Origin of the sequence: Pseudomonas sp. SK3(2021), from assembly GCF_016772375.1 — a bacterium.
Lineage (GTDB): Bacteria > Pseudomonadota > Gammaproteobacteria > Pseudomonadales > Pseudomonadaceae > Aquipseudomonas > Aquipseudomonas chlororaphis_I.
This window is the reverse complement of sequence record NZ_CP061943.1, coordinates 1-21,095: the sequence shown is the minus strand read 5'-3', so window position 1 is coordinate 21,095 and position 21,095 is coordinate 1. Positions and strand designations below refer to the sequence as shown.

Below are 21,095 nucleotides of genomic sequence, written 5' to 3'. Positions count from 1 at the left end.
CCGGGGTCAGGGCTTGAGGCTGACTTTCGAGTAGTCCTGGCGACCGAACGGGCTGACCTGGTACCCATGGACATCCTTGCGCGTCAGGGCGAAGGCGGTCGGATGGGCCAGCGGCAGCCACAGGGCCTGTTGCTGGATCTGGGTTTGCGCCTGCTGGTAAAGCTTGCTGCGCACACCCTGCTCGGTGGTGGTCTTGCCGGCGGTGATCAGCTTGTCCAGGCCCGGGTCGCAGTAGCGGGCGAAGTTGGTCCCGGACTTCACTGCCGCGCAGGTGAACTGCGGGGAGAGGAAGTTATCCGGGTCGCCATTGTCGCCGGACCAGCCCATGAACAGCAGGTCGTGCTCGCCGGCCTTGGCCCGACGGATCAGTTCGCCCCATTCGATCACGCGGATCTCCGCCTGGACCCCTATTTCCGCCAGGTCTGCTTGCAGCTGTTGCGCACCCAGGCTCGGGTTGGGGTTCAGCAGGCTGCCGGAAGGGCGGGTCCAGATCGTGGTCTGGAAGCCGTCTTTCAGGCCGGCCTTGGCCAGCAGCTGGCGCGCTTTCGCCGGGTCGTGGGCGTAGCCCGGCAACTCCTTGGCATAGCTCCAGGTGTTGGGCGGGAAGGGGCCGTTGGCGGGCTCCGCGGTGTTTTCGAAGACCGCTTTCAGGTAGCTGGCCTTGTCGAAGGCGAGGTTGATGGCCTGGCGCACTTCAGGTTTGTCCAGCGGAGGGTGCTGGCTGTTGATGGCGACGAACGCGGTCATGAAGGCCGCGGTGTTCTCGACCTTGAGCGCCGGCTCTTCACGCGCGGCGGTCACGTCCAGCGGCTTGGGCGACAGGGCGATCTGGCATTCGTTGCGGCGCAGCTTCTGCAGGCGCACGTTGGCGTCCGGGGTGATGGCGAAGATCAGCGAGTCCACCGCCGGCTTGCCGGCAAAGTAGTCGGGGTTGGCCTTGTAGCGGATCGACGCGTCTTTCTGGAAGCGGCCGAAAACGAAGGGGCCGGTGCCGATCGGCTGGTTGTTGAGCTTGTCCTGGGTGCCGGCCTTGAGCAGGTGGTCGGCGTATTCGGCGGAGTAGATCGACGCAAACCCCATGCTCAGGGTGGCGAGGAAGGTCGAATCGGCATGGTCGAGGGTAAAACGCACGGTCAGCGGATCCAGGGCATCGATCTTCTTGATCAGCGCCGGCAGTTGCAACGACTGGGCATGGGGATAGCCGCTCTGCGCCACTTTATGCCAGGGGTTGGCCGGGTCGAGCATGCGGTCGAAGCTGAACTTCACGTCTTCGGCGGTGAGCTCGCGGCTCGGGTTGAAGTACGCGGTGCGGTGAAACTTCACTTTCGGGTGCAGCTTGAACACGTAGGTCAGGCCGTCGGCCGAGACTTCCCAGCTGTCGGCCAGGCTCGGTACCACCTTGCCGCTGCTGGCGTCGAAGTCCACCAGGCGATTCATCAGCACATCGGCCGAGGCGTTGGTGGTGGTCAGCGAGTTGTACTGCACTACGTCGAAGCCTTCCGGGCTGGCCTCGGTGCACACGCTTAATGTGGCGGCGTGGGCCAGCGGGCTCAGAAGAAGAGGGGCGAACAGGAGCGGGAGGGCAGCGAGGCGCATGTTTGGCTTCCTTTGCAGATCGAAGGCCCATCTGCGAGTGCAGTCTGGAAAAGGCTTACCCTAGTGGCCTCGTTGGAAAATGACTATCCCCTTTTTCTGCCTGTGGGCTGGATATGTTCATGTTTATCGCCCCGTCGAGGCTGTCCGCGGCAGGCTGTCATGGTCACATCAGGCATGAAATGGCAGAGGTTTTTGCCATAGATTGACCTGAAGTCACCGGCACAGCGGCTGTTCATGCTGGTTTTGCCGTCTGTTTCGTCCACGGAAAACTTATTCTGCGACGAGCGGTCAGTCATGGCCCCAGCCCTTGGTGCAGGCATCCGGAGCAAGAAAACAGGGACTTTTCGAAATCCAAAGCGTAGCGGCTGTTGTTGCTACGGGGTCTTTCTGGTATAAAGCAGCGCTCTTTTCTAGGGGCCCGGTTCCTTCGCTTGTAGGTGTAGCCGGTAAGACCCTAAAGAAACGCGGCGCCTGGCGCCAAATGACTGAGAGATTAAGCGGCCAACCCATGCCGGGTTGGGCATGTGGTTTTAGAGGGCTGAGGCATGTCGAGAGTCTGTCAAGTTACCGGTAAGGGTCCGGTGACTGGGAATAACATTTCCCACGCAAACAACAAAACCCGTCGTCGTTTCCTGCCGAACCTGCAGCATCACCGCTTCTGGGTTGAGTCCGAGAAACGTTTTGTGCGTCTGCGCGTATCTGCCAAGGGCATGCGTATCATCGACAAGCGTGGCATTGATGTCGTGCTGGCCGAACTTCGTCGCGATGGCAAGGTTTAAGGGAGCTAATCATGCGTGAATTGATTCGTTTGATTTCGAGCGCCGGTACTGGTCACTTCTACACTACCGACAAGAACAAGCGCACTACTCCGGACAAAATCGAGATCAAGAAATATGATCCGGTTGTTCGTAAGCACGTGATCTACAAGGAAGGCAAAATCAAGTAATTGATTTTTCTTCTGACAAAAAACCCGCCTTCAAGCGGGTTTTTTTGTGCCTGCGATTCAGGCTTTCGGCTCGAAGATCACATAGATCTTGCGGCACGGCTCCAGCACCTCCCAGGTGCCGCGGAAACCGGCGGGAATGACGAAACGATCGCCGGCGCGCAAGGTCTTGGCATTGCCTTCGTCGTCACGCAGGACCGAAACCCCCTGCACGATCTCGCAATACTCATGCTCGGTGTAGTTCACCGTCCATTGGCCGACCTCGCCTTCCCACACGCCGGCGTTCATCTGGCCGCACGGGCTGCTGTAGTGGTTGAAGACGGTTTGCTCGGGGTCGCCCTTGAGGACTTTTTCCTGGGCGGGGCGATACCGTTCGGCCGCAGTGTTGGCCTGATTGAAGTCGACGATGTCCTGGATGCTCATTGTTGGTATTCCCCCCTGGTTGCACTGCGAGTGGCTGGAAAGCCCAAAGTCTATGTTTATTAAAATGAACATAGCAATGGCATTTGCCCAGCCTCTGTCAAATATATTGAAACTTCGGGTGCCGCTGGTTTAGGGTGGCGAATGCCATGGGCCGAAGCAGGCTGGCCGGGCAGAATTCCTGAAGGTGCCGGCATCGATCGCGTGGCGCCTGTATCCAACAAGAGGAGGACACTCGCATGACCACCCTGACTCGAGCCGACTGGGAACAACGCGCCCGCGAACTGAAAATCGAAGGCCGCGCCTACATCAATGGCGAATACACCGCCGCCGTTTCCAACGAAACCTTCGAATGCATCAGCCCGGTCGATGGCCGTCTGCTGGCCAACATTGCCAGCTGTGACGCCGCCGACGCGCAACGTGCCGTGGAAAACGCCCGCGCCACCTTCAATTCCGGCGTCTGGTCGCGCCTGGCGCCGGCCAAGCGCAAAGCCACCATGATTCGTTTTGCCGGCCTGCTGAAGCAGCACGCCGAAGAGCTGGCCCTGCTTGAGACCCTGGACATGGGCAAGCCGATCAGCGACTCCCTGGGTATCGACGTTCCAGGCGCGGCGCAAGCGCTGAGCTGGAGCGGCGAAGCCATCGACAAGATCTACGACGAAGTCGCCGCCACGCCCCACGACCAGTTGGGCCTGGTGACTCGCGAGCCGGTGGGCGTGGTCGGCGCCATCGTGCCATGGAACTTCCCGTTGATGATGGCCTGCTGGAAGCTCGGTCCGGCACTGTCCACCGGTAACTCGGTGATCCTCAAGCCGTCGGAAAAGTCGCCGCTGACCGCTATCCGTATCGCTGCCCTGGCGGTCGAGGCCGGCATTCCCAAAGGCGTGCTGAACGTGCTGCCGGGTTATGGCCACACCGTGGGCAAGGCCCTGGCCCTGCACATGGACGTCGATACCCTGGTGTTCACCGGTTCGACCAAGATCGCCAAGCAACTGATGGTCTACTCCGGCGAATCGAACATGAAGCGCGTCTGGCTGGAAGCTGGCGGCAAGAGCCCGAACATCGTGTTCGCCGATGCCCCGGACCTGCAGGCCGCGGCCGAATCCGCGGCCAGCGCGATTGCCTTCAACCAGGGCGAAGTCTGCACCGCCGGTTCGCGCCTGCTGGTGGAACGTTCGATCAAGGATAAATTCCTGCCGCTGGTGATCGAGGCCCTTGAGGCCTGGAAGCCGGGCAACCCGCTGGACCCGGCCACCAACGTCGGCGCGCTGGTGGATACCCAGCAGATGAACACCGTGCTGTCGTACATCGAGTCCGGCCATGCCGATGGCGCCAAGCTGGTGGTGGGCGGCAAGCGCACCCTGCAGGAAACCGGCGGGACCTACGTTGAGCCGACCCTCTTCGACGGCGTCAGCAACGCGATGAAGATCGCCCAGGAAGAAATCTTCGGCCCGGTGCTTTCGGTCATCGCCTTCGACACGGTGGAAGAAGCCATCCAGATCGCCAACGACACGCCGTATGGCCTGGCCGCGGCGGTATGGACGGCCAATATCTCCAAGGCCCACCTGACCGCCAAGGCGCTGCGTGCCGGCAGTGTCTGGGTCAACCAGTACGACGGCGGCGACATGACCGCGCCGTTCGGCGGCTTCAAGCAGTCGGGCAACGGTCGCGACAAGTCGCTGCACGCGTTCGACAAGTACACCGAACTGAAGGCGACCTGGATCAAGCTGTAATTCAAGGGGCGCGGATATCGGGCGTCTGAACAGGCGCCACCCCGCGCACCGTTAGCCGATCCATATCGCAGCCGGACTTTCCGCCAGGGAGGTCCGGCTGCGTTGTCTCTGTCATGAAAAAAACCATCCACAGGAGCGTGGAAATGCGCTGGGCAACTTATTTCGCCGTTTTGGCGGCTGTCCTGAGTGTGGGCCTGGCCCTGGGCGTGAGCATGCCGCTGGTGTCGTTTCGCCTGGAGAGCTGGGGGTATGGGCCCTTTGCAATCGGGGTGATGGCCTCGATGCCGGCAATCGGCGTCTTGCTCGGGGCGAAGGTGTCCAGCCGCCTGGCGGCGCGTTTCGGCACGGCGGGGCTGATGCGCCTGTGCCTGTGGGGCGGGGCGATCTCCATTGGCCTGCTGGCGCTGTTGCCGAGTTATCCCCTATGGCTGGTGCTGCGGCTGATGATCGGCGTGGTGCTGACCATCGTCTTCATTCTTGGCGAAAGCTGGATCAACCAATTGGTGGTGGAGCAGTGGCGCGGTCGCCTGGTGGCGCTGTATGGCAGCAGCTATGCCCTGAGCCAGTTGGCTGGCCCGCTGCTGCTGGGGGCCTTGGGTACCGAGCATGACTACGGTTTCTGGGTGGGCGTCGTGCTGCTGGTGGTGTCGCCTCTGCTGCTGATGGGCCGCAGCGGCGCACCGAGCAGCGAGTCCTGCAGCGTGACTTTCGGCGACCTATGGCGGTTCTGCCGCGGCCTGCCGGCCATTGGCTGGGCGGTGGCGCTGTTCGCCGCGTTTGAAGCGATGATCCTGACCCTGCTGCCGGTCTATTGCCTGCGCCAGGGGTTTACCGAGGAAATCGCCCTGGCGATGGTCAGCACCGTGGTGGTGGGCGATGCCTTGTTGCAACTGCCGATTGGCGCCCTGGCCGATCGTATATCGCGGCGCGCCTTGTTCGCTGGCTGCGCGGTGGTCCTGCTGCTGTCGAGCCTGGCGATTCCGTTGCTGCTCGACACCCTGCTGATCTGGCCGTTGTGGGTACTGTTCGGCGCTAGCGCCGGGGGGCTGTTTACCTTGTCGTTGATTCTGATCGGCGAACGCTACCGCGACGATGCGCTGGTGCGCGCCAATGCCCACGTCGCCCAGCTGTGGGGCATCGGCTGCCTGATCGGGCCGCTGGTGGCGGGGGCGGGTAGCCAGTGGATCAGCGGGCATGCCTTGCTGTTGCTGATGGCGGCCGGAGCCCTGGGGCTGATTGTGCTGTTGTTGCGTGAAGGCGCGTTTGGCGCGGCCCAGCCACAAACTTCGTAGGCACGAAGCCTGCGATAGCGGAACTACATTCAATCAAGATGTTGACTGTCAGTCCCTCATCGCGGGCAAGCCTCGCTCCTGCAAGGGTTGGGGTCAGAGCATCCGTTCGAGGCCGATGGTATTGCTCATCCAGGCATTGAAGCGCCGCCACCAGCTACCCGGCTCGCGGGTCAGGGTGTGCAGTTGCTGGTTGTCTTCGGTAACCCAGACCAGCTTGCCGTCCTGCAGCTTCGCTTCGTAGCTCAGGGCCGGCTCCATGCCTTGCAGCGCCAGGTTGCGGACGTGTTCGGCCAGCTCGGGGCTGTCCACCAGCACCCCGACTTCGGTGTTCCACAACACCGAGCGCGGGTCGAAATTGAAGGAGCCGATAAAGGACTTCTGACGATCGAAAATCATCGCCTTGCTGTGCAGGCTGGAGTCCGAGCCACGATACGAACCACTGTGAAACAGATGGGGGCCGCTACCGCCGCCGTTACCGGGTTGACGCCGCAGTTCGTAGAGCTTCACTCCGTGTTGCAGCAACGCCTTGCGATACGGCGCGTAGCCACCGTGGACCGCCGGCACGTCGGTGGCCTCCAGGGAGTTGGTCAGCAGGCTCACCGCAACCCCGGCGTCGGCGCGCCCAGTGAGGTAGACCAGCCCTGGTTGGCCGGGGACGAAGTAGGCTGAAACCATCATCAGCTCTTTGCTGACACCCTGCAGCTCCGGCGCCAACTGGGTGGTCAGCAGCAGGTGCGGGTCGGGTTCGCCGTTGGACAGCACCTTGCTCGGAGCATCCCACAGCGCCTGGTTCCAGGCCCAGATCAGCTCCTTGCGCCAGAGGTCCATGCGTGGCTGGGTGCGATAGGTCTTGAGTTCCTGAAACAGCGCGTGGTTCTGTTGCTGCGCCTCGCCCAGCGATTGCTCCAGGCGCAGCCGAGTGTTGGCCAGTTCCCTGGCCGATGGCAGGCGTGACAGAAACTCGCCGATGGGTTTGCTCAGGGCGCTGTTCCAGTACTGGTCGAAGCTGTGCCCGAGCTGTTCGGCCACCGGGCCGATACCGAGGATGTCGATGTCGGTGAAGTTCAGGTTGGGTTCGGCGTCGAAGTACTCGTCCCCCAGGTTGCGCCCGCCGACAATGGCCGCGCTGTTGTCCGCCAGCCACAGCTTGTTGTGCATGCGTCGATGTTGCAGCGACAGGTTGAACAGGCGCCCCATGGTACGGGTCACGCCGGTGCTGCGCCCCAGGTGCAGGGGGTTGAACAGGCGGATCTGTATGCGTGGATGGGCGGCGAGGGTGGCCATGATCTGGTCCAGGCCGTCGCTGGTGGTGTCGTCCAGCAGGATGCGGATGCGCACGCCGCGGTCGGCGGCCTTGAGCAGTTCGTCCACCAGCATCCGGGTGCTGATGCCGTCATGGACGATGTAGTACTGCAGGTCGAGGCTGCTCTGGGCGTTGCGGACCAGCTCGGCGCGGGCCATGAAGGCTTCACTGCTGTCGGACAGCAGGCGAAAGCCGGAGCGTCCCTGATAGGGGGCGGCCTGGGCCTGGATCGAGCGACCGAAGGCCGAGTCGGCGGCCGGCAGTGCCTGGCTGGGCTCGCGAGGCGCATTCAGGCTGACGCAGCCGCTCAGGCACAGTGCGATCAGCATAAGGGAAGCCAAGGCTTGTCTGGATCTCAAGTCAGCTCATCTCGAATCGCTGCGATGGTCTAGCTGTGACGCCGGTTTCACAGGAAAAGGTCAGTCCGTTGCGCACTCTTCAGCCAGCAGCTTGATGGCGGCGGCCCCCACTCTGCGCACGGCTTCTTCGATCTGTGGGGTTGGCTTGGCAGCGTAGTTCATTCGCAGGCAATTGCGGTACTTGCCCGAGGCCGAAAAGATGCTGCCCACGGCAATCTGCACGCCCTGGCCGAGCAGCGCGCGGTTCAGGCGCAAGGTGTCGAAGCCTTCCGGCAGTTCGACCCACAGCATGAACCCGCCCTGCGGCCGGCTGGCACGGGTGCCGGAGGGGAAGTAGCGGCTGACCCAGTCGATCATCAGGTCGCGATTGCGCTGGTACTGGGTGCGCATACGCCGCAGGTGTGGCTCGAAGTTGCCGCTCTTGAGGAACTCGGCGATGGCGATCTGCGGCTGCGGCGCGGTGGAGCCGGTGCTGATGTATTTCATGTGCAGCACCCGCTCCAGGTAGCGCCCGGGGGCGACCCAGCCGATGCGCAGTCCCGGTGCCAGGGTCTTGGAGAAGGAGCTGCACAGCAGTACCCGGCCATCGTCGTCGAACGACTTGATGGTCCGCGGGCGTGGGTAGGTGTAGGACAGCTCGCCATACACATCGTCTTCGATGATCGCCACGTCGAAGCGCTGGGCCAGGGTCAGCAGGGCCCGTTTGCGCGACTCCGGCATGATATAGCCCAGTGGGTTGTTGCAGTTGGGGGTCAACTGTATGGCCTTGATCGGCCATTGCTCCAGGGCCAGTTCCAGGGCATCGAGGCTGATGCCGGTGAGCGGGTCGGTGGGGATTTCCAGGGCCTTCATGCCCAGGCCCTTGAGGGTCTGCATGGCGCCGTGGAAGCTCGGCGAGTCGACGGCGACGATATCCCCGGGCTCGCAGGTGGCACGGATGCTGGTGGACAGGGCTTCATGGCAGCCGGTGGTGATCACCAGGTCGTTGGCGCCGAGCTGGCAGCCGGAATCGAGCATCAGCCGCGCCAGTTGTTCACGCAGTTCGTGCACGCCGTAGATGGTGTCGTAATACAGGCCGGGCATGTCCTGGCGCCGGCTGATGCGGGCCAGCCCGCGCAGCAGGGGCTTGAGGGTCGGGCTGGTGACGTCGGGCATGCCGCGGCCCAGCTGGACGATGTCCTTGCGCGGCACGCTGCGGATCAGTTCCAGCACCTGGTCCCACTGCGAAATTTCCACCGGCCGCTGCGCCGGGCGGCCCACCGCGGGCAATGCCGGCAGCTCGCGACTGACCGGCACGAAGTAACCGGACTTGGGTTTGGGCGTCGCCAGGCCGCTGTCTTCCAGCATCCGATAAGCCTGCTGCACGGTGCTCAGGCTGACCCCGTGTTCGACACTCAAGGCCCGTACCGACGGCAGTCGGTCGCCGGGGCGATAGAAGCCTTGTTCGATACGTGTGCCCAGCAGTTCGGCGAGATTGACGTACAGGGTCATGGCGCAGCCTCGGGGTGATTTAATCGGGTAACCGGTACAGATGGCGCAAAATTACAGGATTCAGCCCGGATAGGGGAAATTCTGTATGGAAATAATAGCGGTGCTTTGAATCTGTAATGGTTTTTGGCTCCCGCGCATGATGTCTGCTCATAGCGACCCAAGTAAACAGGAGCAGCAAACATGAACGGCTTGAGCGATGTGCGTCTGTCGTTACACAGTCAGGAACTGGCGGCTGGGCAGGAGCGGGCAGCAGGGGCGACGTCCGCCCGCAATGCGCCGTCCGGTCTCGGTCTCTGGGGCCTGTACTGGCATCGACTGCGTACACGCAAGGCACTGCTTGAGTTGAGCACCGAACAGTTGCGCGATATCGGCCTGAGTCGCGAGCAGGCGCGGCAGGAAGGGCTCAAGCCGTTCTGGCGGCTGTGAAAGCCCCGCCGATCGGTAGCCGCTGGCGCAGCCTGCGATCGGCTGCGCCGCAACCGTAAAAAGGCCGCATCCGATTTCACTGGATGCGGCCTTTTTCATGCCTGTCGTGTGGCGGCTACAAACGCCTTCAGACCAGCTCTTTCAACCGATGCCAGAGCATTCCCAGCGCCAGCAGGGGCGAGCGCAGGTGCTTGCCACCCGGGAAGGTGATGTGCGGGACCTGGGCGAACAGGTCGAATCCGCCGCTCTGTTGGCCGCTGATGGCTTCGGCCAGCAGCTTGCCGGCCAGGTGCGTGGCATTCACGCCATGCCCCGAATAGGCCTGGGCGTAATACACATTGGGCTGGTCCTTGAGTCGGCCGATCTGCGGCAGGCGGTTGGCGCCAATGCCGATCATGCCGCCCCATTGATAGTCGATCTTCACCGCCGCCAGTTGCGGGAACACCTGCAGCATCTTCGGGCGCATATAAGCAGCGATGTCTCGCGGGTCGCGGCCGGAATAATGGCAGGCGCCGCCGAACAGCAAGCGGCGATCGGCCGAAAGACGGTAGTAATCCAGGGCCACTCGCTGGTCGCAGACCGCCATGTTCTGGGGCAACAGGGCGTGGGCCAGCTCTTCGCTCAAGGGCTCGGTGGCGATGATGTAGCTGCCGGCCGGCAGCACCTTGCCACCCAGTTGCGGGTTGAGACCGTTGAGGTAGGCGTTGCAGCCCAGCACCAGGGTATTGGCGCGCACCGAGCCCTGGGCGGTATGGACCTTGACCTGCGGCCCGTAATCGATGCGGGTCACGGCCGAGTGTTCGAACAGGTGCACGCCCAGTTGCTGCGCGACCGCGGCTTCGCCCAAGGCCAGGTTCAGCGGGTGCAGGTGCCCCGAGCCCATGTCGATCAGGCCGCCGACGTAGCGGTCGGAACCCACCACACTGTGCATCTCATGGGCTTGCAGCAGCCGGGTTTCATGGCGATAGCCCAGGTCGCGCAACTCTTGGGCATCTTCGGCGAAACCTTCGAGGTCGCGCGGTTTGTTGGCCAGGTCGCAATAACCCCAGGTCAGGTCGCAGGGGATCTGGAAGCGTTCGATGCGCTGGCGGACGATTTCCACGGCTTCCAGGCCCATCAGTTTCATCTGGCGTACGCCGTCCTCGCCGATTATCGGGGTGAACTGCTCGAGGCCGTGACCGACCCCGCGAATCAGTTGCCCGCCGTTGCGCCCGCTGGCGCCCCAGCCGATCTTGCGCGCTTCCAGCAGAATGACGCTGAGCCCGCGCTCGGCCAGTTCGATCGCGGTGTTGAGCCCGGAAAAGCCGCCGCCGACCACGCAGACATCCGCCACCTGCTCGTCGGCCAGCGCCGGATAATCGGGCTGGGGCAGGCTGCTGGCGGCGTAGTAGGAGGCGGGGTGCGAATGGCCTGGCCCCGACGGCTGAACACGGGTGTTCATGTAGATCATCCTGATTCGTGTGTTTGGAAAATTTGACGGAGCATAAGCCGGACCTTTCCGGCGCGGCAACACTGGTCGGCCAGTGCTGTCTGGAACAGGGCTTTTAGGGCAAAATCGCGGCCTCTCCATACTCCCGGTAAGCGCGTCGATGAGCTGCAACAGCCAGAAAGTCCGCATGCTCCGTCAGCAGATCCCCTCGTTCGAGTGCGTGCCCGGCTGTCATGACTGCTGCGGTCCGGTCACCACCTCGACCGAAGAGATGTCGCGCCTGCCGCGCAAGACCCGGGCCGAGCAGGACGCGGCGATGGAGGAACTGAACTGTGTGCACCTGGGGCCCAACGGTTGCACGGTGTATGACGAGCGACCGCTGATCTGCCGCCTGTTCGGGACCACGCCGAGCCTGCCATGTCCCAATGGCCGGCGCCCGGTGGAGCTGATCCACCCACGGGTGGAAAAGCAGATCCATGAATACATGGCCAGCACCCGGCAGGTGCTGGTCTGATCCGAGGCCATCGCGAGCATGCAGGCGCAAGGCTTGCCCGCGAAAGCGATTGCCCTGACGACAGGGCCTCCGGGGCCGTTGCAATCAATCCGGAATTGGCAGGCTCAGGCTCTCTTTCACCTCTTCCATCACGATATAGCTCTTGGATTCGCGCACGTGGGGCAGCTTGAGCAGGATGTCGCCCAGCAGTTTGCGGTACGAGGCCATTTCGGAAATCCGCGCCTTCACCAGATAGTCGAAGTCCCCCGACACCAGATGGCACTCCAGCACGTGCGGCAGTTTCAGCACGGCACGGCGGAACTCCTCGAAGGTGTCGCCGGATTTGTAGTCCAGGCTGATTTCGACGAACACCAGCAGGCTACCCTTGAGGTGCTGCGGGTTGAGCCGGGCGTTGTAGCCCATGATGATGCCTTCGCGCTCCAGGCGGCGGACCCGCTCGGTGCACGGCGTGGTCGACAGCCCGACCTTTTCCCCCAGCTCGGTAAAGGAGATGCGCCCATCGGCTTGCAGGATGCGCAGGATATTGCGATCGATCTTGTCTAGCTCGCGCTTCGTCTGGTGGTTGGTACGCATAGGGGATGCGCCTCCGTGAAAAGGGTTTTTGCCGAGAATTCTCGCCAAATATAGGTGTTTATATAGTGAAAAGCACTGGTCATTGCTTTTTATACTGCGCGCATCTTCGCTCTGAATAACAAACGTCAGCGGTTATCCGCGATGAGGGATATGAAAATGCGCGTTCTGGTCTTGGGTAGCGGCGTGATCGGTACCACCAGTGCCTACTATCTGGCCCGTGCCGGTTTCGAAGTGACCGTTGTCGACCGTCAGCCGGCCGTTGCCATGGAAACCAGCTTCGCCAACGCCGGCCAGGTTTCGCCGGGTTATGCCTCGCCCTGGGCCGCGCCGGGCGTGCCGCTCAAGGCCATCAAATGGCTGCTGCAGCGCCACGCGCCGCTGGCGATCAAGGCCACCGCCGACATCGATCAATACCTGTGGATGGCGCAGATGCTGCGCAATTGCACCGCTGCCCGCTATGCCGTGAACAAGGAACGCATGGTCCGCCTGTCCGAGTACAGCCGCGACTGCCTCGACGAACTGCGCCTGGAGACCGGCATCGCCTATGAAGGCCGTAGCCTGGGGACCACCCAGCTGTTCCGCACCCAGGCGCAACTGGATGGCGCGGCCAAGGATATCGCCGTGCTCAAGGAGTCCGGCGTACCTTTCGAAGTGCTGGACCGCGAAGGCATCGCCCGCGTCGAGCCGGCTCTGGCCAGCGTGACCGACATCCTGGCCGGCGCCCTGCGCCTGCCGAACGACCAGACCGGCGACTGCCAGATGTTCACCACGCGCCTGGCGCAAATGTGCACCAGGCTGGGTGTGGAATTCCGCTTCGACCAGGACATCCAGCGCCTGGACTTCGCCGGCGACCGCATCAACGGCGTCTGGATTGACGGCAAGCTGGAAACCGCCGACCGCTACGTGCTGGCCCTCGGCAGCTATTCGCCGCAACTGCTCAAGCCACTGGGCATCAAGGCCCCGGTGTATCCGCTCAAGGGTTACTCGCTGACCGTGCCGATCACCAATCCGGCCATGGCCCCGACTTCGACCATCCTCGACGAAACCTACAAGGTGGCGATCACCCGTTTCGACAACCGTATTCGCGTTGGCGGCATGGCGGAAATCGCCGGTTTTGACCTCTCGCTGAACCCGCGCCGGCGCGAAACGCTGGAGATGATCGTCAACGATCTTTATCCTCAGGGCGGCGATCTGTCCCAGGCCAGTTTCTGGACCGGCCTGCGTCCCACCACTCCGGACGGCACGCCGATCGTTGGCGCCACGCCCATGCGCAACCTGTTCTTGAACACGGGGCATGGCACGCTTGGCTGGACCATGGCCTGTGGTTCCGGTCGTCTGCTGGCTGACCTGATGGCGAAGAAAAAGCCGCAGATCAGCGCCGAAGGTCTCGATATTTCTCGTTACGGTAATCCTCAGGAGCCTGCAAAACATGTCAATCCAGCGCCAGCTCACCAATGAGCGCATGAGCCAGATCGTCGTTCACAGCGGTACCGTGTATCTGGCCGGGCAAGTCGGCGACGACCTGAACGCCGGGATTGAGCAGCAGACCCGCGAGACCCTCGCCAACATCGAGCGTCTGTTGGACCTGGCCGGCACCGACAAGTCGCGCCTGCTGTCGGTGACTATCTACCTGAAGGACATCGATGCGCACTTCGCCGGGATGAACAGCGTATGGGACCAGTGGCTGCCAAAAGGCGTCGCCCCGGCCCGCGCAACCGTCGAAGCCAAGCTCTGCGAACCACAAATCCTGGTCGAGCTGTCTGTCGTGGCCGCTCTGCCGTAAGCCAGATCCCTCTCCCGGCGCCACTGATGGTTAACGTTGTCGGCCGGCGCCGGTTTTTTCTTCCCATGACCGCCTAGAAGTCTGCCGCCATGCGTCCTGCCCGTGCCCTGATCGATCTTCAAGCCCTGCGTCACAACTACCAACTGGCCCGCGAAGCGTCGCCGGGCGCCCGTGCGCTCGCCGTGATCAAGGCCGATGCCTATGGCCATGGCGCGGTGCGTTGCGCCCAGGCGCTGGAAGCCGAGGCCGATGGCTTTGCCGTGGCCTGCATCGAAGAAGCCCTGGAACTGCGGGCGGCGGGGATTCGCGCGCCGATATTGCTGCTTGAAGGTTTTTTCGAGGCCGACGAGCTGGACCTGATCGTCGAGCATGATTTCTGGTGTGTGGTGCATTCGTTGTGGCAGCTGGAAGCCATCGAACAGGCCTCCATCGCCAAGCCGCTGACGGTATGGCTCAAGCTGGATTCGGGCATGCACCGCGTCGGCCTGCATCCCAAGGATTACCAGCCGGCCTATCAGCGGCTGCTGGCCAGCGGCAAGGTGGCGAAGATCGTGCTGATGAGCCACTTCGCCCGCGCCGACGAGCTCAGCTGCAGCCGCAGCGACGAGCAGGTCGCGGTGTTCGAGGCGGCGCGCCAGGGTTTGTCCGCCGAGATCAGCCTGCGCAACTCGCCGGCTGTACTGGGATGGCCGAACATCCCCAGCGACTGGGTGCGCCCCGGCATCATGCTGTATGGCTCGACCCCGTTCGAAGAGCCGCATCCGCTGGCCGCGCGCCTGCAACCGGTGATGACCCTGGAGTCGAAGGTGATCTGCGTGCGCGAACTGCCGCCCGGCGAACCGGTGGGGTACGGCGCCAAATTCGTCACGCCGCGGCCGATGCGGATCGGCGTGGTGGCCATGGGGTACGCCGACGGTTATCCGCGGCATGCGCCGACTGGTGCGCCGGTGCTGGTGGCAGGGCAGCGCAGCCAGCTGCTTGGCCGGGTCTCCATGGACATGCTGTGCATCGACCTGACCGACGTGCCGCAGGCCGGGCTGGGATCTACCGTCGAGCTGTGGGGCAAGCACATCCTCGCCAGCGAGCTGGCAGCGGCCGCCGAGACCATCCCTTACCAGTTGTTCTGCAACCTGCGCCGGGTGCCACGCGTCTATTCCGGGGACTGAGCTGCGCGGCGCCCTGCCGAAAGTCGCCTTGCCGCCTGGGATTGGGGCCCAAGTGTTGTAAATACTGAACGCTATCGCCATGATAACGCTCAACTACAACAACGCCTGATCCCTAGGAGGCTGCCGCATTGGACGTCGGTGAACGACTGCAATCCATCCGTAAACTCAAAGGCCTTTCCCAGCGTGAACTCGCCAAGCGCGCGGGCGTCACCAACAGCACCATTTCGATGATCGAGAAGAACAGCGTCAGCCCCTCGATCAGTTCGCTGAGAAAGGTTCTTGGCGGCATTCCCATGTCGATGGTCGAGTTTTTCTCGGAAGAAATCCTTCAGGAAAAACCCACTCAGATCGTCTACAAAGCCAACGAGTTGATCGATATTTCCGATGGCGCGGTGACCATGAAACTGGTGGGCCGGGCGCACCCGAGCCGGGCGATCGCTTTTCTCAACGAAATCTATCCGCCGGGCGCCGATACCGGTGAAGAGATGCTTACCCACGAAGGCGAGGAAACCGGGATTCTCGTGGAAGGACGCCTGGAGCTGGTGGTGGGCCTTGAGACATTCGTGCTCGAAGCCGGTGACAGCTACTATTTCGAAAGCACCAAGCCACACCGTTTCCGTAATCCTTTCGATGCACCCGCGCGACTAATCAGCGCAGCCACGCCCGCGAACTTCTAATAGAAGAGGCGTCCTGCAAGGATTGCAGCGGTGCCCGAAGCAGCATTTCGCCCTCTCTAATCCCCCTTTGAATCTAGGGTTGTTTCAGAGTGGCGGGCTAACCGCTATACTTGCGCCCGCCCGCGAAACCGTGGCCGTGGGCGTGACTAGCCACCATTGAGGGTGTACGCGTGAACCTAATTATGAAAATGCTGGCTGCACCAGCAACCGTATTGGCCCTCTGGGCTGTCAGCGCTCAAGCTGCGACCAACGACGACATTGCCAAGCGCCTCGAGCCGGTTGGCCAGGTGTGCGTCCAGGGTCAGGAATGCAAGGGCATGGAAGTCGCTGTTGCCGCCGGTGGCGGTGGTGCGAAGACTCCAGACGAAGTGATTGCCAAGCATTGCAATGCTTGCCATGGCTCCGGCCTGCTGGGCGCGCCGAAAATCGGCGATGCCGCTGCCTGGAAAGAGCGTGCGGATCACCAGGGCGGCCTCGACGGCATCCTGGCCAAGGCCATTACCGGTATCAACGCGATGCCGCCTAAAGGCACCTGCGCCGACTGCTCCGACGAAGAACTCAAAGGCGCCATCCAGAAGATGTCCGGCTTGAAATAAGCCTGTATCTTGCGCAAAAAAGCCGCTTACGAGCGGCTTTTTTCATGCCTGCGATCCGGCCGGACTGTTCATTGCGGCAAAGACCCGGCAAGCTCGGTCCAACCTCAATGCATGGAAGGTTCTGGAGGATCGAATGGTGCAGTCATCTTCTATCGAGCGGGCGGTCGATGAGGTCCTGGCACGTCTGCCGGCGCATATTCACATGGGCATGCCCCTGGGGCTGGGTAAGCCCAACCGCTTCGCCAATGCCCTGTATCGTCGGGTCGCGCAACTGCCCGAGCGCCAACTGACCCTCTACACCGCCCTGAGCCTGGGCCGTCCGCCACTGGGCGATGGCCTGCAACGGCGCTTCCTCGAGCCCTTTATCGAGCAGGTCTTCGGCGACTACCCCGAGCTGGAATTCCTCGCCGACCTGCACCGCAACCAGGTGCCGGCCAATATCCATATCGAACAGTTCTTCATGCAGCCCGGCAGCCTGCTCAACAGCGCAACGGCGCAGCAGGATTACGTCTGCAGCAACTACAGCCACGCCGCGCGCGACATCAATGCCGCCGGCCTGAACCTGGTCGCGCAACTGGTCGCCCGGGACCCGCAACAGACTGACCGTCTGAGCCTGAGCTGCAACCCGGACGTCACCCTCGACCTGCTGCCGATGATCGCCGAACGACGTGCCGCCGGCGAAACCATCCTGCTGCTGGGCCAGGTGCATCGCGACCTGCCTTACATGCCGGGTGACGCCGAGATCGATGCCGCCACCTTCGACCTGCTGATCGACGAAGAGGAGAGCAGCACACTGTTTTCCACGCCGAACATGCCGGTGGGGTTCCAGGATCACTTTATCGGCCTGCATGCCAGCACCCTGGTGCGCGACGGCGGCACCCTGCAGATCGGCATCGGCTCCATGGGCGATGCGCTGACGGCGGCGTTGTTGGCGCGCCAGGCGGATAACGACGGATATCGGGCGCTGCTGGCGGACCTGGAGATCCAGTGCTGGAAGCCGCTGATCGAGCGCGAAGGTGGGGTGGAGCCTTTCGCCAAGGGCCTGTATGGCTGCAGTGAAATGTTCGTCAATGGCCTGCTGGCCCTGGCCGATGCCGGTATCGTGCGGCGCAAGGTCTACCCTTCGGTGGCCCTGCAGCAACAGGCCAACGCCGGGACCCTGGATGAAGACCAGGCGCTGGGCGGGGTGTCGGTGCATGGTGGTTTTTTCCTTGGGCCGCGCAGTTTCTACCAGCGCCTCAGGGACCTGCCCAAGAGCAAGCTCGGCGAGTTCAACATGACCGCCATCAGCTACATCAACGAGCTGTATGGCCACGAAGAACTCAAGCGCCTGCAGCGCCTGGATGCGCGGTTCATCAACAGCTCGATCATGGTCACCCTGCTGGGGGCCGGGGTCGCGGATCAGCTGGAAGACGGCCGGGTGCTCAGTGGCGTCGGCGGGCAATACAACTTCGTCGCCCAGGGCCATTCGCTGCGAGGCGCGCGCTCGATCCTGATCCTGCGCAGCTGGCGCGAATCCGCGGGCCTGGTCAGTTCCAACATCGTCTGGGAATACGGCCACTGCACCATCCCGCGACACCTGCGGGACATCGTGGTCACCGAGTACGGCATCGCCGATCTGCGCGGCAAGACCGATGCGAAGGTGGTCGAAGCGCTGCTCAATATCAGCGACTCGCGTTTCCAGCCGGGCCTGATCGAACAGGCACAGAAGGCCGGCAAGCTGCCCAAGGACTTCCGCCTCGATCCGCGCTTCACCGATAACCATCCACAGCGCCTGCTGGCGATCCAGGCGCAGCACCGGCATCTGTTCCCGGAATATCCGCTGGGCAGCGACTTCAGTGCGCAGGAACGGGACTTGCTGCGGGCGCTGAACTGGCTGAAGAGCAAGTTCAAGCTCAGCGAGATTCTCGAATTGGGCAAGGCGGCGCTGGATGCACCACCGCCCGAGGCCTTCCCGGAGCATCTTGAGCGGATGCGGCTGGTGCAGCCCGAGGGTTGGCGCGAGGATGTGTATCAGCGCCTGCTGCTGGCGGCGTTGCAGGAGACGGCGCAGCCATAGGCCTGACGCTTCGCAAGCAGGCTCGTGCCCAGTGGGAGCCTGCTCGCGATTGAAGAGGCAGCGCTTCTTTAGATAAAACTCACCACGCCACCGGCCAGGGACTTGACCCGGGCCAGGGATTCCACGCGATAGCCTTGCGCGTCCAGTTCGGCGCGGCCGCCCTGGAACGATTTCTCGATCACGATGCCGAGGCCGGCCACGGTGGCGCCCGCCTGCTTGATGATCGAGATCAGCGCCTGGGACGCTTTGCCGTTGGCCAGGAAGTCATCGATGATCAGCACGCGGTCGCTGCTGGTCAGGTGACGCGGGGAAATCGCCACGGTGCTTTCGGTCTGCTTGGTGAACGAGTAGACAGTCGCCGACAGCAAGTTCTCGGTCAGGGTCAGGGACTGGTGTTTGCGCGCGAAGATCACCGGCACGCCCAGGTTCAGGCCGGTCATGATCGCCGGAGCGATGCCCGAGGCTTCGATGGTGACGATCTTGGTGATGCCCGAATCCTTGAACAGCGTGGCGAATTCGTCGCCGATCAGCTTCATCAATGCCGGGTCGATCTGGTGGTTCAGAAAGGCGTCGACTTTCAGGACCTGGTCGGAAAGCACGATGCCTTCTTCGCGAATTTTCTTGTGCAGTGCTTCCATGAAGCTTTCCTCTTTTGACGCCTTGTGCGCCTGAGCTCTGATAAAAGGTGTTCGGTTAAAAATGCTGCGGCTAAAAAGTGTTCAATTCTAGCGTTTTAACATCGCTCGTATATCCGCTAGCGCGTTATTACCGCGAACGGCTTTGACTTCGGTCGGGGTGTCGTCGTTGCCTTCCCAGGCCAGGTCGTCCGGCGGCAGTTCGTCGAGGAAGCGGCTGGGGGCGCAGTCGATGATTTCACCGTACTGCTTGCGCTTGGCGGCGAAGGTGAAGGCCAGGGTCTGGCGCGCGCGGGTGATGCCCACGTAGGCCAGGCGGCGTTCTTCCTCGATGGTGTCGGCTTCGATACTGGAACGGTGGGGGAGGATTTCCTCTTCCATGCCCATGATGAACACATAAGGGAACTCCAGGCCCTTGGAGGCATGCAGGGTCATCATCTGCACGCCCTCGGCGCCGTCTTCCTCTTCCTGCTGACGCTCCAGCATGTCGCGCAGGACCAGTTTGCCGATGGCGTCCTCGACGGTCATTTCGCCGTCTTCGTCTTTTTCCAGGGTGTTCTTCAAAGCCTCGATCAGGAACCACACGTTACCCATGCGGTAGTCGGCGGCCTTGTCGCTGGAGCTGTTGGTGCGCAGCCAGTTCTCGTAGTCGATGTCCATGACCATGCTGCGCAGGGCCGAGATCGGGTCTTCGCCGGCGCACTGCTCGCGCACCTTGTCCATGAAGCGCTTGAAGCGCGCCAGGCGGTCGGTGAAGCGGCTGTCCAGGTGTTCGCCCAGGCCGATTTCGTCGGTGGCGGCGTACATCGAGATCTTGCGTTCGGTGGCGTAGTTGCCGAGCTTTTCCAGGGTGGTGGAGCCGATTTCCCGGCGCGGCACGTTGATCACCCGCAGGAAGGCGTTGTCGTCGTCCGGGTTCACGATCAGGCGGAAGTAGGCCATCAGGTCCTTCACTTCCTGGCGCCCGAAGAAGCTGTTGCCGCCGGACAGGCGATAGGGAATCTGGTGATGCTGCAGCTTCAGCTCGATCAGCTTGGCCTGGTAGTTGCCGCGATAGAGGATCGCGAAATCGCTGTAGGGCCGGTCGGTGCGCAAGTGCAGGCTGAGGATTTCCATGGCCACCCGTTCGGCCTCGGCGTCCTCGTTGCGGCAGCGGATCACGCGGATCTCGTCGCCATGGCCCATCTCGCTCCACAGCTGTTTCTCGAACTCGTGGGGGTTGTTGGAGATCAGCACGTTGGCGCAGCGCAGGATGCGGCTGGTGGAGCGGTAGTTCTGCTCGAGCATCACCACCTTCAAGGACGGGTAGTCCTCCTTGAGCAGCATCAGGTTTTCCGGGCGGGCGCCGCGCCAGGCGTAGATCGACTGGTCGTCGTCGCCCACCACGGTGAACTGGTTGCGCTTGCCGATGAGCATTTTCACCAGCAGGTACTGGCTGGCGTTGGTGTCCTGGTATTCGTCCACCAGCAGGTAGCGCACCTTGTTCTGCCACTTCTCCAGGATGTCGGCGTGTTCCTCGAACAGCTTCACTGGCAGCAGGATCAGGTCGTCGAAGTCCACCGCGTTGAACGCCTTGAGCGTGCGCTGGTAGTGGGTGTAGACGATGGCCGCGGTCTGTTCCTTGGGGTTGCGCGCGTTTTCCAGGGCCTGGGCCGGCAGGATCAGGTCGTTCTTCCAGGCGCCGATCATGTTCTTGATCTCGTCGACACCGTCGTCGCCCGAGTATTCCTTTTGCATGATGTCGGTCATCAGGGCCTTGACGTCGGTCTCGTCGAAGATCGAGAAGCCCGGCTTGTAGCCCAGTCGCACATGCTCCTTGCGGATAATGTTCAGCCCCAGGTTGTGGAAGGTCGACACAGTCAGGCCACGGCCCTCGCCACTGCGCAGCAGGGTGCCGACCCGCTCCTTCATCTCCCGCGCGGCCTTGTTGGTGAAGGTCATGGCGACGATGTACTGCGCGCGAATGCCGCAGTTCTGGATCAGGTGGGCGATCTTGCGTGTGATTACACTGGTCTTGCCGGAGCCAGCACCGGCGAGCACCAAAAGAGGGCCGCCGACATAGTTCACGGCTTCTTGCTGCCGGGGATTGAGTCGGGACAT

The 21,095-nt window shown here is 62.6% G+C and carries 20 protein-coding genes; 12 read left to right on the top strand and 8 right to left on the bottom strand.

The genetic code is table 11. The features are described 5' to 3' along the window. Window positions 1-6: 6 nt before the first annotated feature. Window positions 7-1,596 carry an ABC transporter substrate-binding protein gene (locus IF690_RS00100; RefSeq protein WP_202698373.1) on the bottom strand — a complete coding sequence of 530 codons (1,590 nt, stop codon included), beginning with the start codon at window positions 1,594-1,596 and terminating at the stop codon, window positions 7-9. 545 nt (window positions 1,597-2,141) lie between these two features. Between IF690_RS00100 and rpmB the strand changes: the two genes are divergently transcribed. After that, window positions 2,142-2,375, top strand: a complete 234-nt coding sequence (gene rpmB / locus IF690_RS00095; RefSeq protein WP_007921114.1) for a 50S ribosomal protein L28 — start codon at window positions 2,142-2,144, stop codon at window positions 2,373-2,375. Between the two features lie 11 nt (window positions 2,376-2,386). Beyond that, complete coding sequence (gene rpmG / locus IF690_RS00090) at window positions 2,387-2,542, top strand: 50S ribosomal protein L33 (RefSeq protein ID WP_003177274.1); 156 nt, start codon at window positions 2,387-2,389, stop codon at window positions 2,540-2,542. 57 nt (window positions 2,543-2,599) lie between these two features. Here the strand turns inward: rpmG and IF690_RS00085 are convergent, their stop codons facing one another. Next, window positions 2,600-2,962 (bottom strand): cupin domain-containing protein, encoded by a 363-nt coding sequence (locus tag IF690_RS00085; RefSeq protein WP_202698372.1) that lies wholly within the window; start codon window positions 2,960-2,962, stop codon window positions 2,600-2,602. Window positions 2,963-3,198: 236 nt separating this feature from the next. Here IF690_RS00085 and IF690_RS00080 point away from each other — a divergent pair, with 236 nt between their 5' ends. Beyond that, on the top strand, window positions 3,199-4,692 hold the full coding sequence (locus tag IF690_RS00080) for an aldehyde dehydrogenase (protein ID WP_202698371.1): 1,494 nt from the start codon (window positions 3,199-3,201) through the stop codon (window positions 4,690-4,692). 143 nt (window positions 4,693-4,835) lie between these two features. Next, window positions 4,836-5,984 carry an MFS transporter gene (locus IF690_RS00075; protein ID WP_202698370.1) on the top strand — a complete coding sequence of 383 codons (1,149 nt, stop codon included), beginning with the start codon at window positions 4,836-4,838 and terminating at the stop codon, window positions 5,982-5,984. A 93-nt stretch (window positions 5,985-6,077) separates the two neighbouring features. Here the strand turns inward: IF690_RS00075 and IF690_RS00070 are convergent, their stop codons facing one another. Beyond that, the gene (locus IF690_RS00070) at window positions 6,078-7,616 is read right to left on the bottom strand and encodes a phospholipase D family protein (RefSeq protein WP_202698369.1); all 1,539 of its coding nucleotides are present in this window, start codon (window positions 7,614-7,616) and stop codon (window positions 6,078-6,080) included. Between the two features lie 90 nt (window positions 7,617-7,706). Then, window positions 7,707-9,137, bottom strand: coding sequence for an aminotransferase-like domain-containing protein (locus IF690_RS00065; protein WP_202698368.1), 1,431 nt, complete (start codon window positions 9,135-9,137; stop codon window positions 7,707-7,709). 180 nt (window positions 9,138-9,317) lie between these two features. Here IF690_RS00065 and IF690_RS00060 point away from each other — a divergent pair, with 180 nt between their 5' ends. Then, complete coding sequence (locus IF690_RS00060; protein WP_016703163.1) at window positions 9,318-9,563, top strand: DUF1127 domain-containing protein; 246 nt, start codon at window positions 9,318-9,320, stop codon at window positions 9,561-9,563. A 127-nt stretch (window positions 9,564-9,690) separates the two neighbouring features. Here IF690_RS00060 and IF690_RS00055 read toward each other — a convergent pair whose 3' ends face one another. Next, entirely contained in the window at window positions 9,691-11,004 is a 1,314-nt protein-coding gene (locus IF690_RS00055) for an NAD(P)/FAD-dependent oxidoreductase (RefSeq protein WP_202698367.1), read from the bottom strand. Window positions 11,005-11,152: 148 nt separating this feature from the next. On the opposite strand from IF690_RS00055, the gene IF690_RS00050 reads away from it, so the two are divergent. Then, on the top strand, window positions 11,153-11,506 hold the full coding sequence (locus IF690_RS00050; RefSeq protein WP_009051553.1) for a YkgJ family cysteine cluster protein: 354 nt from the start codon (window positions 11,153-11,155) through the stop codon (window positions 11,504-11,506). An 84-nt stretch (window positions 11,507-11,590) separates the two neighbouring features. Here the strand turns inward: IF690_RS00050 and IF690_RS00045 are convergent, their stop codons facing one another. Next, entirely contained in the window at window positions 11,591-12,079 is a 489-nt protein-coding gene (locus tag IF690_RS00045) for an Lrp/AsnC ligand binding domain-containing protein (RefSeq protein ID WP_007932443.1), read from the bottom strand. 156 nt (window positions 12,080-12,235) lie between these two features. Here IF690_RS00045 and dadA point away from each other — a divergent pair, with 156 nt between their 5' ends. The 6 genes from dadA (at window position 12,236) to IF690_RS00015 (ending at window position 18,360) form a co-directional block, all read left to right on the top strand. Then, window positions 12,236-13,537, top strand: a complete 1,302-nt coding sequence (dadA, locus tag IF690_RS00040) for a D-amino acid dehydrogenase (RefSeq protein ID WP_202698366.1) — start codon at window positions 12,236-12,238, stop codon at window positions 13,535-13,537. Beyond that, window positions 13,509-13,862 (top strand): RidA family protein, encoded by a 354-nt coding sequence (locus IF690_RS00035; protein WP_092297910.1) that lies wholly within the window; start codon window positions 13,509-13,511, stop codon window positions 13,860-13,862. The genes dadA and IF690_RS00035 overlap by 29 nt, the downstream gene beginning before the upstream one ends. Before the next feature lie 89 nt (window positions 13,863-13,951). Continuing rightward, window positions 13,952-15,028: an alanine racemase gene (alr, locus tag IF690_RS00030; protein WP_202698365.1), complete on the top strand. Its 1,077-nt coding sequence runs from the start codon at window positions 13,952-13,954 to the stop codon at window positions 15,026-15,028. A gap of 128 nt (window positions 15,029-15,156) precedes the next feature. Next, window positions 15,157-15,705: a cupin domain-containing protein gene (locus tag IF690_RS00025; protein ID WP_007932420.1), complete on the top strand. Its 549-nt coding sequence runs from the start codon at window positions 15,157-15,159 to the stop codon at window positions 15,703-15,705. A 182-nt stretch (window positions 15,706-15,887) separates the two neighbouring features. Beyond that, on the top strand, window positions 15,888-16,301 hold the full coding sequence (locus IF690_RS00020; protein WP_009046174.1) for a c-type cytochrome: 414 nt from the start codon (window positions 15,888-15,890) through the stop codon (window positions 16,299-16,301). A 133-nt stretch (window positions 16,302-16,434) separates the two neighbouring features. Next, a complete protein-coding gene (locus IF690_RS00015; RefSeq protein ID WP_202698364.1) occupies window positions 16,435-18,360 on the top strand; it encodes an acetyl-CoA hydrolase/transferase C-terminal domain-containing protein in 1,926 nt (641 codons plus the stop codon). A gap of 68 nt (window positions 18,361-18,428) precedes the next feature. Here IF690_RS00015 and IF690_RS00010 read toward each other — a convergent pair whose 3' ends face one another. Then, the gene (locus IF690_RS00010) at window positions 18,429-18,998 is read right to left on the bottom strand and encodes a xanthine phosphoribosyltransferase (RefSeq protein WP_009051549.1); all 570 of its coding nucleotides are present in this window, start codon (window positions 18,996-18,998) and stop codon (window positions 18,429-18,431) included. A gap of 87 nt (window positions 18,999-19,085) precedes the next feature. Beyond that, window positions 19,086-21,095, bottom strand: a complete 2,010-nt coding sequence (gene rep, locus IF690_RS00005) for a DNA helicase Rep (RefSeq protein ID WP_009046172.1) — start codon at window positions 21,093-21,095, stop codon at window positions 19,086-19,088.

Excerpts from the sequence above, each read along its gene's own strand:
- IF690_RS00075 (WP_202698370.1), top strand. The coding sequence starts at position 4,836 with ATGCGCTGGGCAACTTATTTCGCCGTTTTGGCGGCTGTCCTGAGTGTG.
- IF690_RS00010 (WP_009051549.1), bottom strand. The coding sequence starts at position 18,998 with ATGGAAGCACTGCACAAGAAAATTCGCGAAGAAGGCATCGTGCTTTCC.
- IF690_RS00065 (WP_202698368.1), bottom strand. The coding sequence starts at position 9,137 with ATGACCCTGTACGTCAATCTCGCCGAACTGCTGGGCACACGTATCGAA.
- IF690_RS00060 (WP_016703163.1), top strand. The coding sequence starts at position 9,318 with ATGAACGGCTTGAGCGATGTGCGTCTGTCGTTACACAGTCAGGAACTG.
- IF690_RS00085 (WP_202698372.1), bottom strand. The coding sequence starts at position 2,962 with ATGAGCATCCAGGACATCGTCGACTTCAATCAGGCCAACACTGCGGCC.
- IF690_RS00080 (WP_202698371.1), top strand. The coding sequence starts at position 3,199 with ATGACCACCCTGACTCGAGCCGACTGGGAACAACGCGCCCGCGAACTG.
- rep (WP_009046172.1), bottom strand. The coding sequence starts at position 21,095 with ATGTCCCGACTCAATCCCCGGCAGCAAGAAGCCGTGAACTATGTCGGC.
- IF690_RS00050 (WP_009051553.1), top strand. The coding sequence starts at position 11,153 with ATGAGCTGCAACAGCCAGAAAGTCCGCATGCTCCGTCAGCAGATCCCC.
- IF690_RS00015 (WP_202698364.1), top strand. The coding sequence starts at position 16,435 with ATGGTGCAGTCATCTTCTATCGAGCGGGCGGTCGATGAGGTCCTGGCA.
- rpmG (WP_003177274.1), top strand. The coding sequence starts at position 2,387 with ATGCGTGAATTGATTCGTTTGATTTCGAGCGCCGGTACTGGTCACTTC.
- IF690_RS00045 (WP_007932443.1), bottom strand. The coding sequence starts at position 12,079 with ATGCGTACCAACCACCAGACGAAGCGCGAGCTAGACAAGATCGATCGC.
- IF690_RS00035 (WP_092297910.1), top strand. The coding sequence starts at position 13,509 with ATGTCAATCCAGCGCCAGCTCACCAATGAGCGCATGAGCCAGATCGTC.
- IF690_RS00020 (WP_009046174.1), top strand. The coding sequence starts at position 15,888 with ATGAAAATGCTGGCTGCACCAGCAACCGTATTGGCCCTCTGGGCTGTC.
- dadA (WP_202698366.1), top strand. The coding sequence starts at position 12,236 with ATGCGCGTTCTGGTCTTGGGTAGCGGCGTGATCGGTACCACCAGTGCC.
- IF690_RS00100 (WP_202698373.1), bottom strand. The coding sequence starts at position 1,596 with ATGCGCCTCGCTGCCCTCCCGCTCCTGTTCGCCCCTCTTCTTCTGAGC.
- alr (WP_202698365.1), top strand. The coding sequence starts at position 13,952 with ATGCGTCCTGCCCGTGCCCTGATCGATCTTCAAGCCCTGCGTCACAAC.
- rpmB (WP_007921114.1), top strand. The coding sequence starts at position 2,142 with ATGTCGAGAGTCTGTCAAGTTACCGGTAAGGGTCCGGTGACTGGGAAT.
- IF690_RS00055 (WP_202698367.1), bottom strand. The coding sequence starts at position 11,004 with ATGAACACCCGTGTTCAGCCGTCGGGGCCAGGCCATTCGCACCCCGCC.
- IF690_RS00070 (WP_202698369.1), bottom strand. The coding sequence starts at position 7,616 with ATGCTGATCGCACTGTGCCTGAGCGGCTGCGTCAGCCTGAATGCGCCT.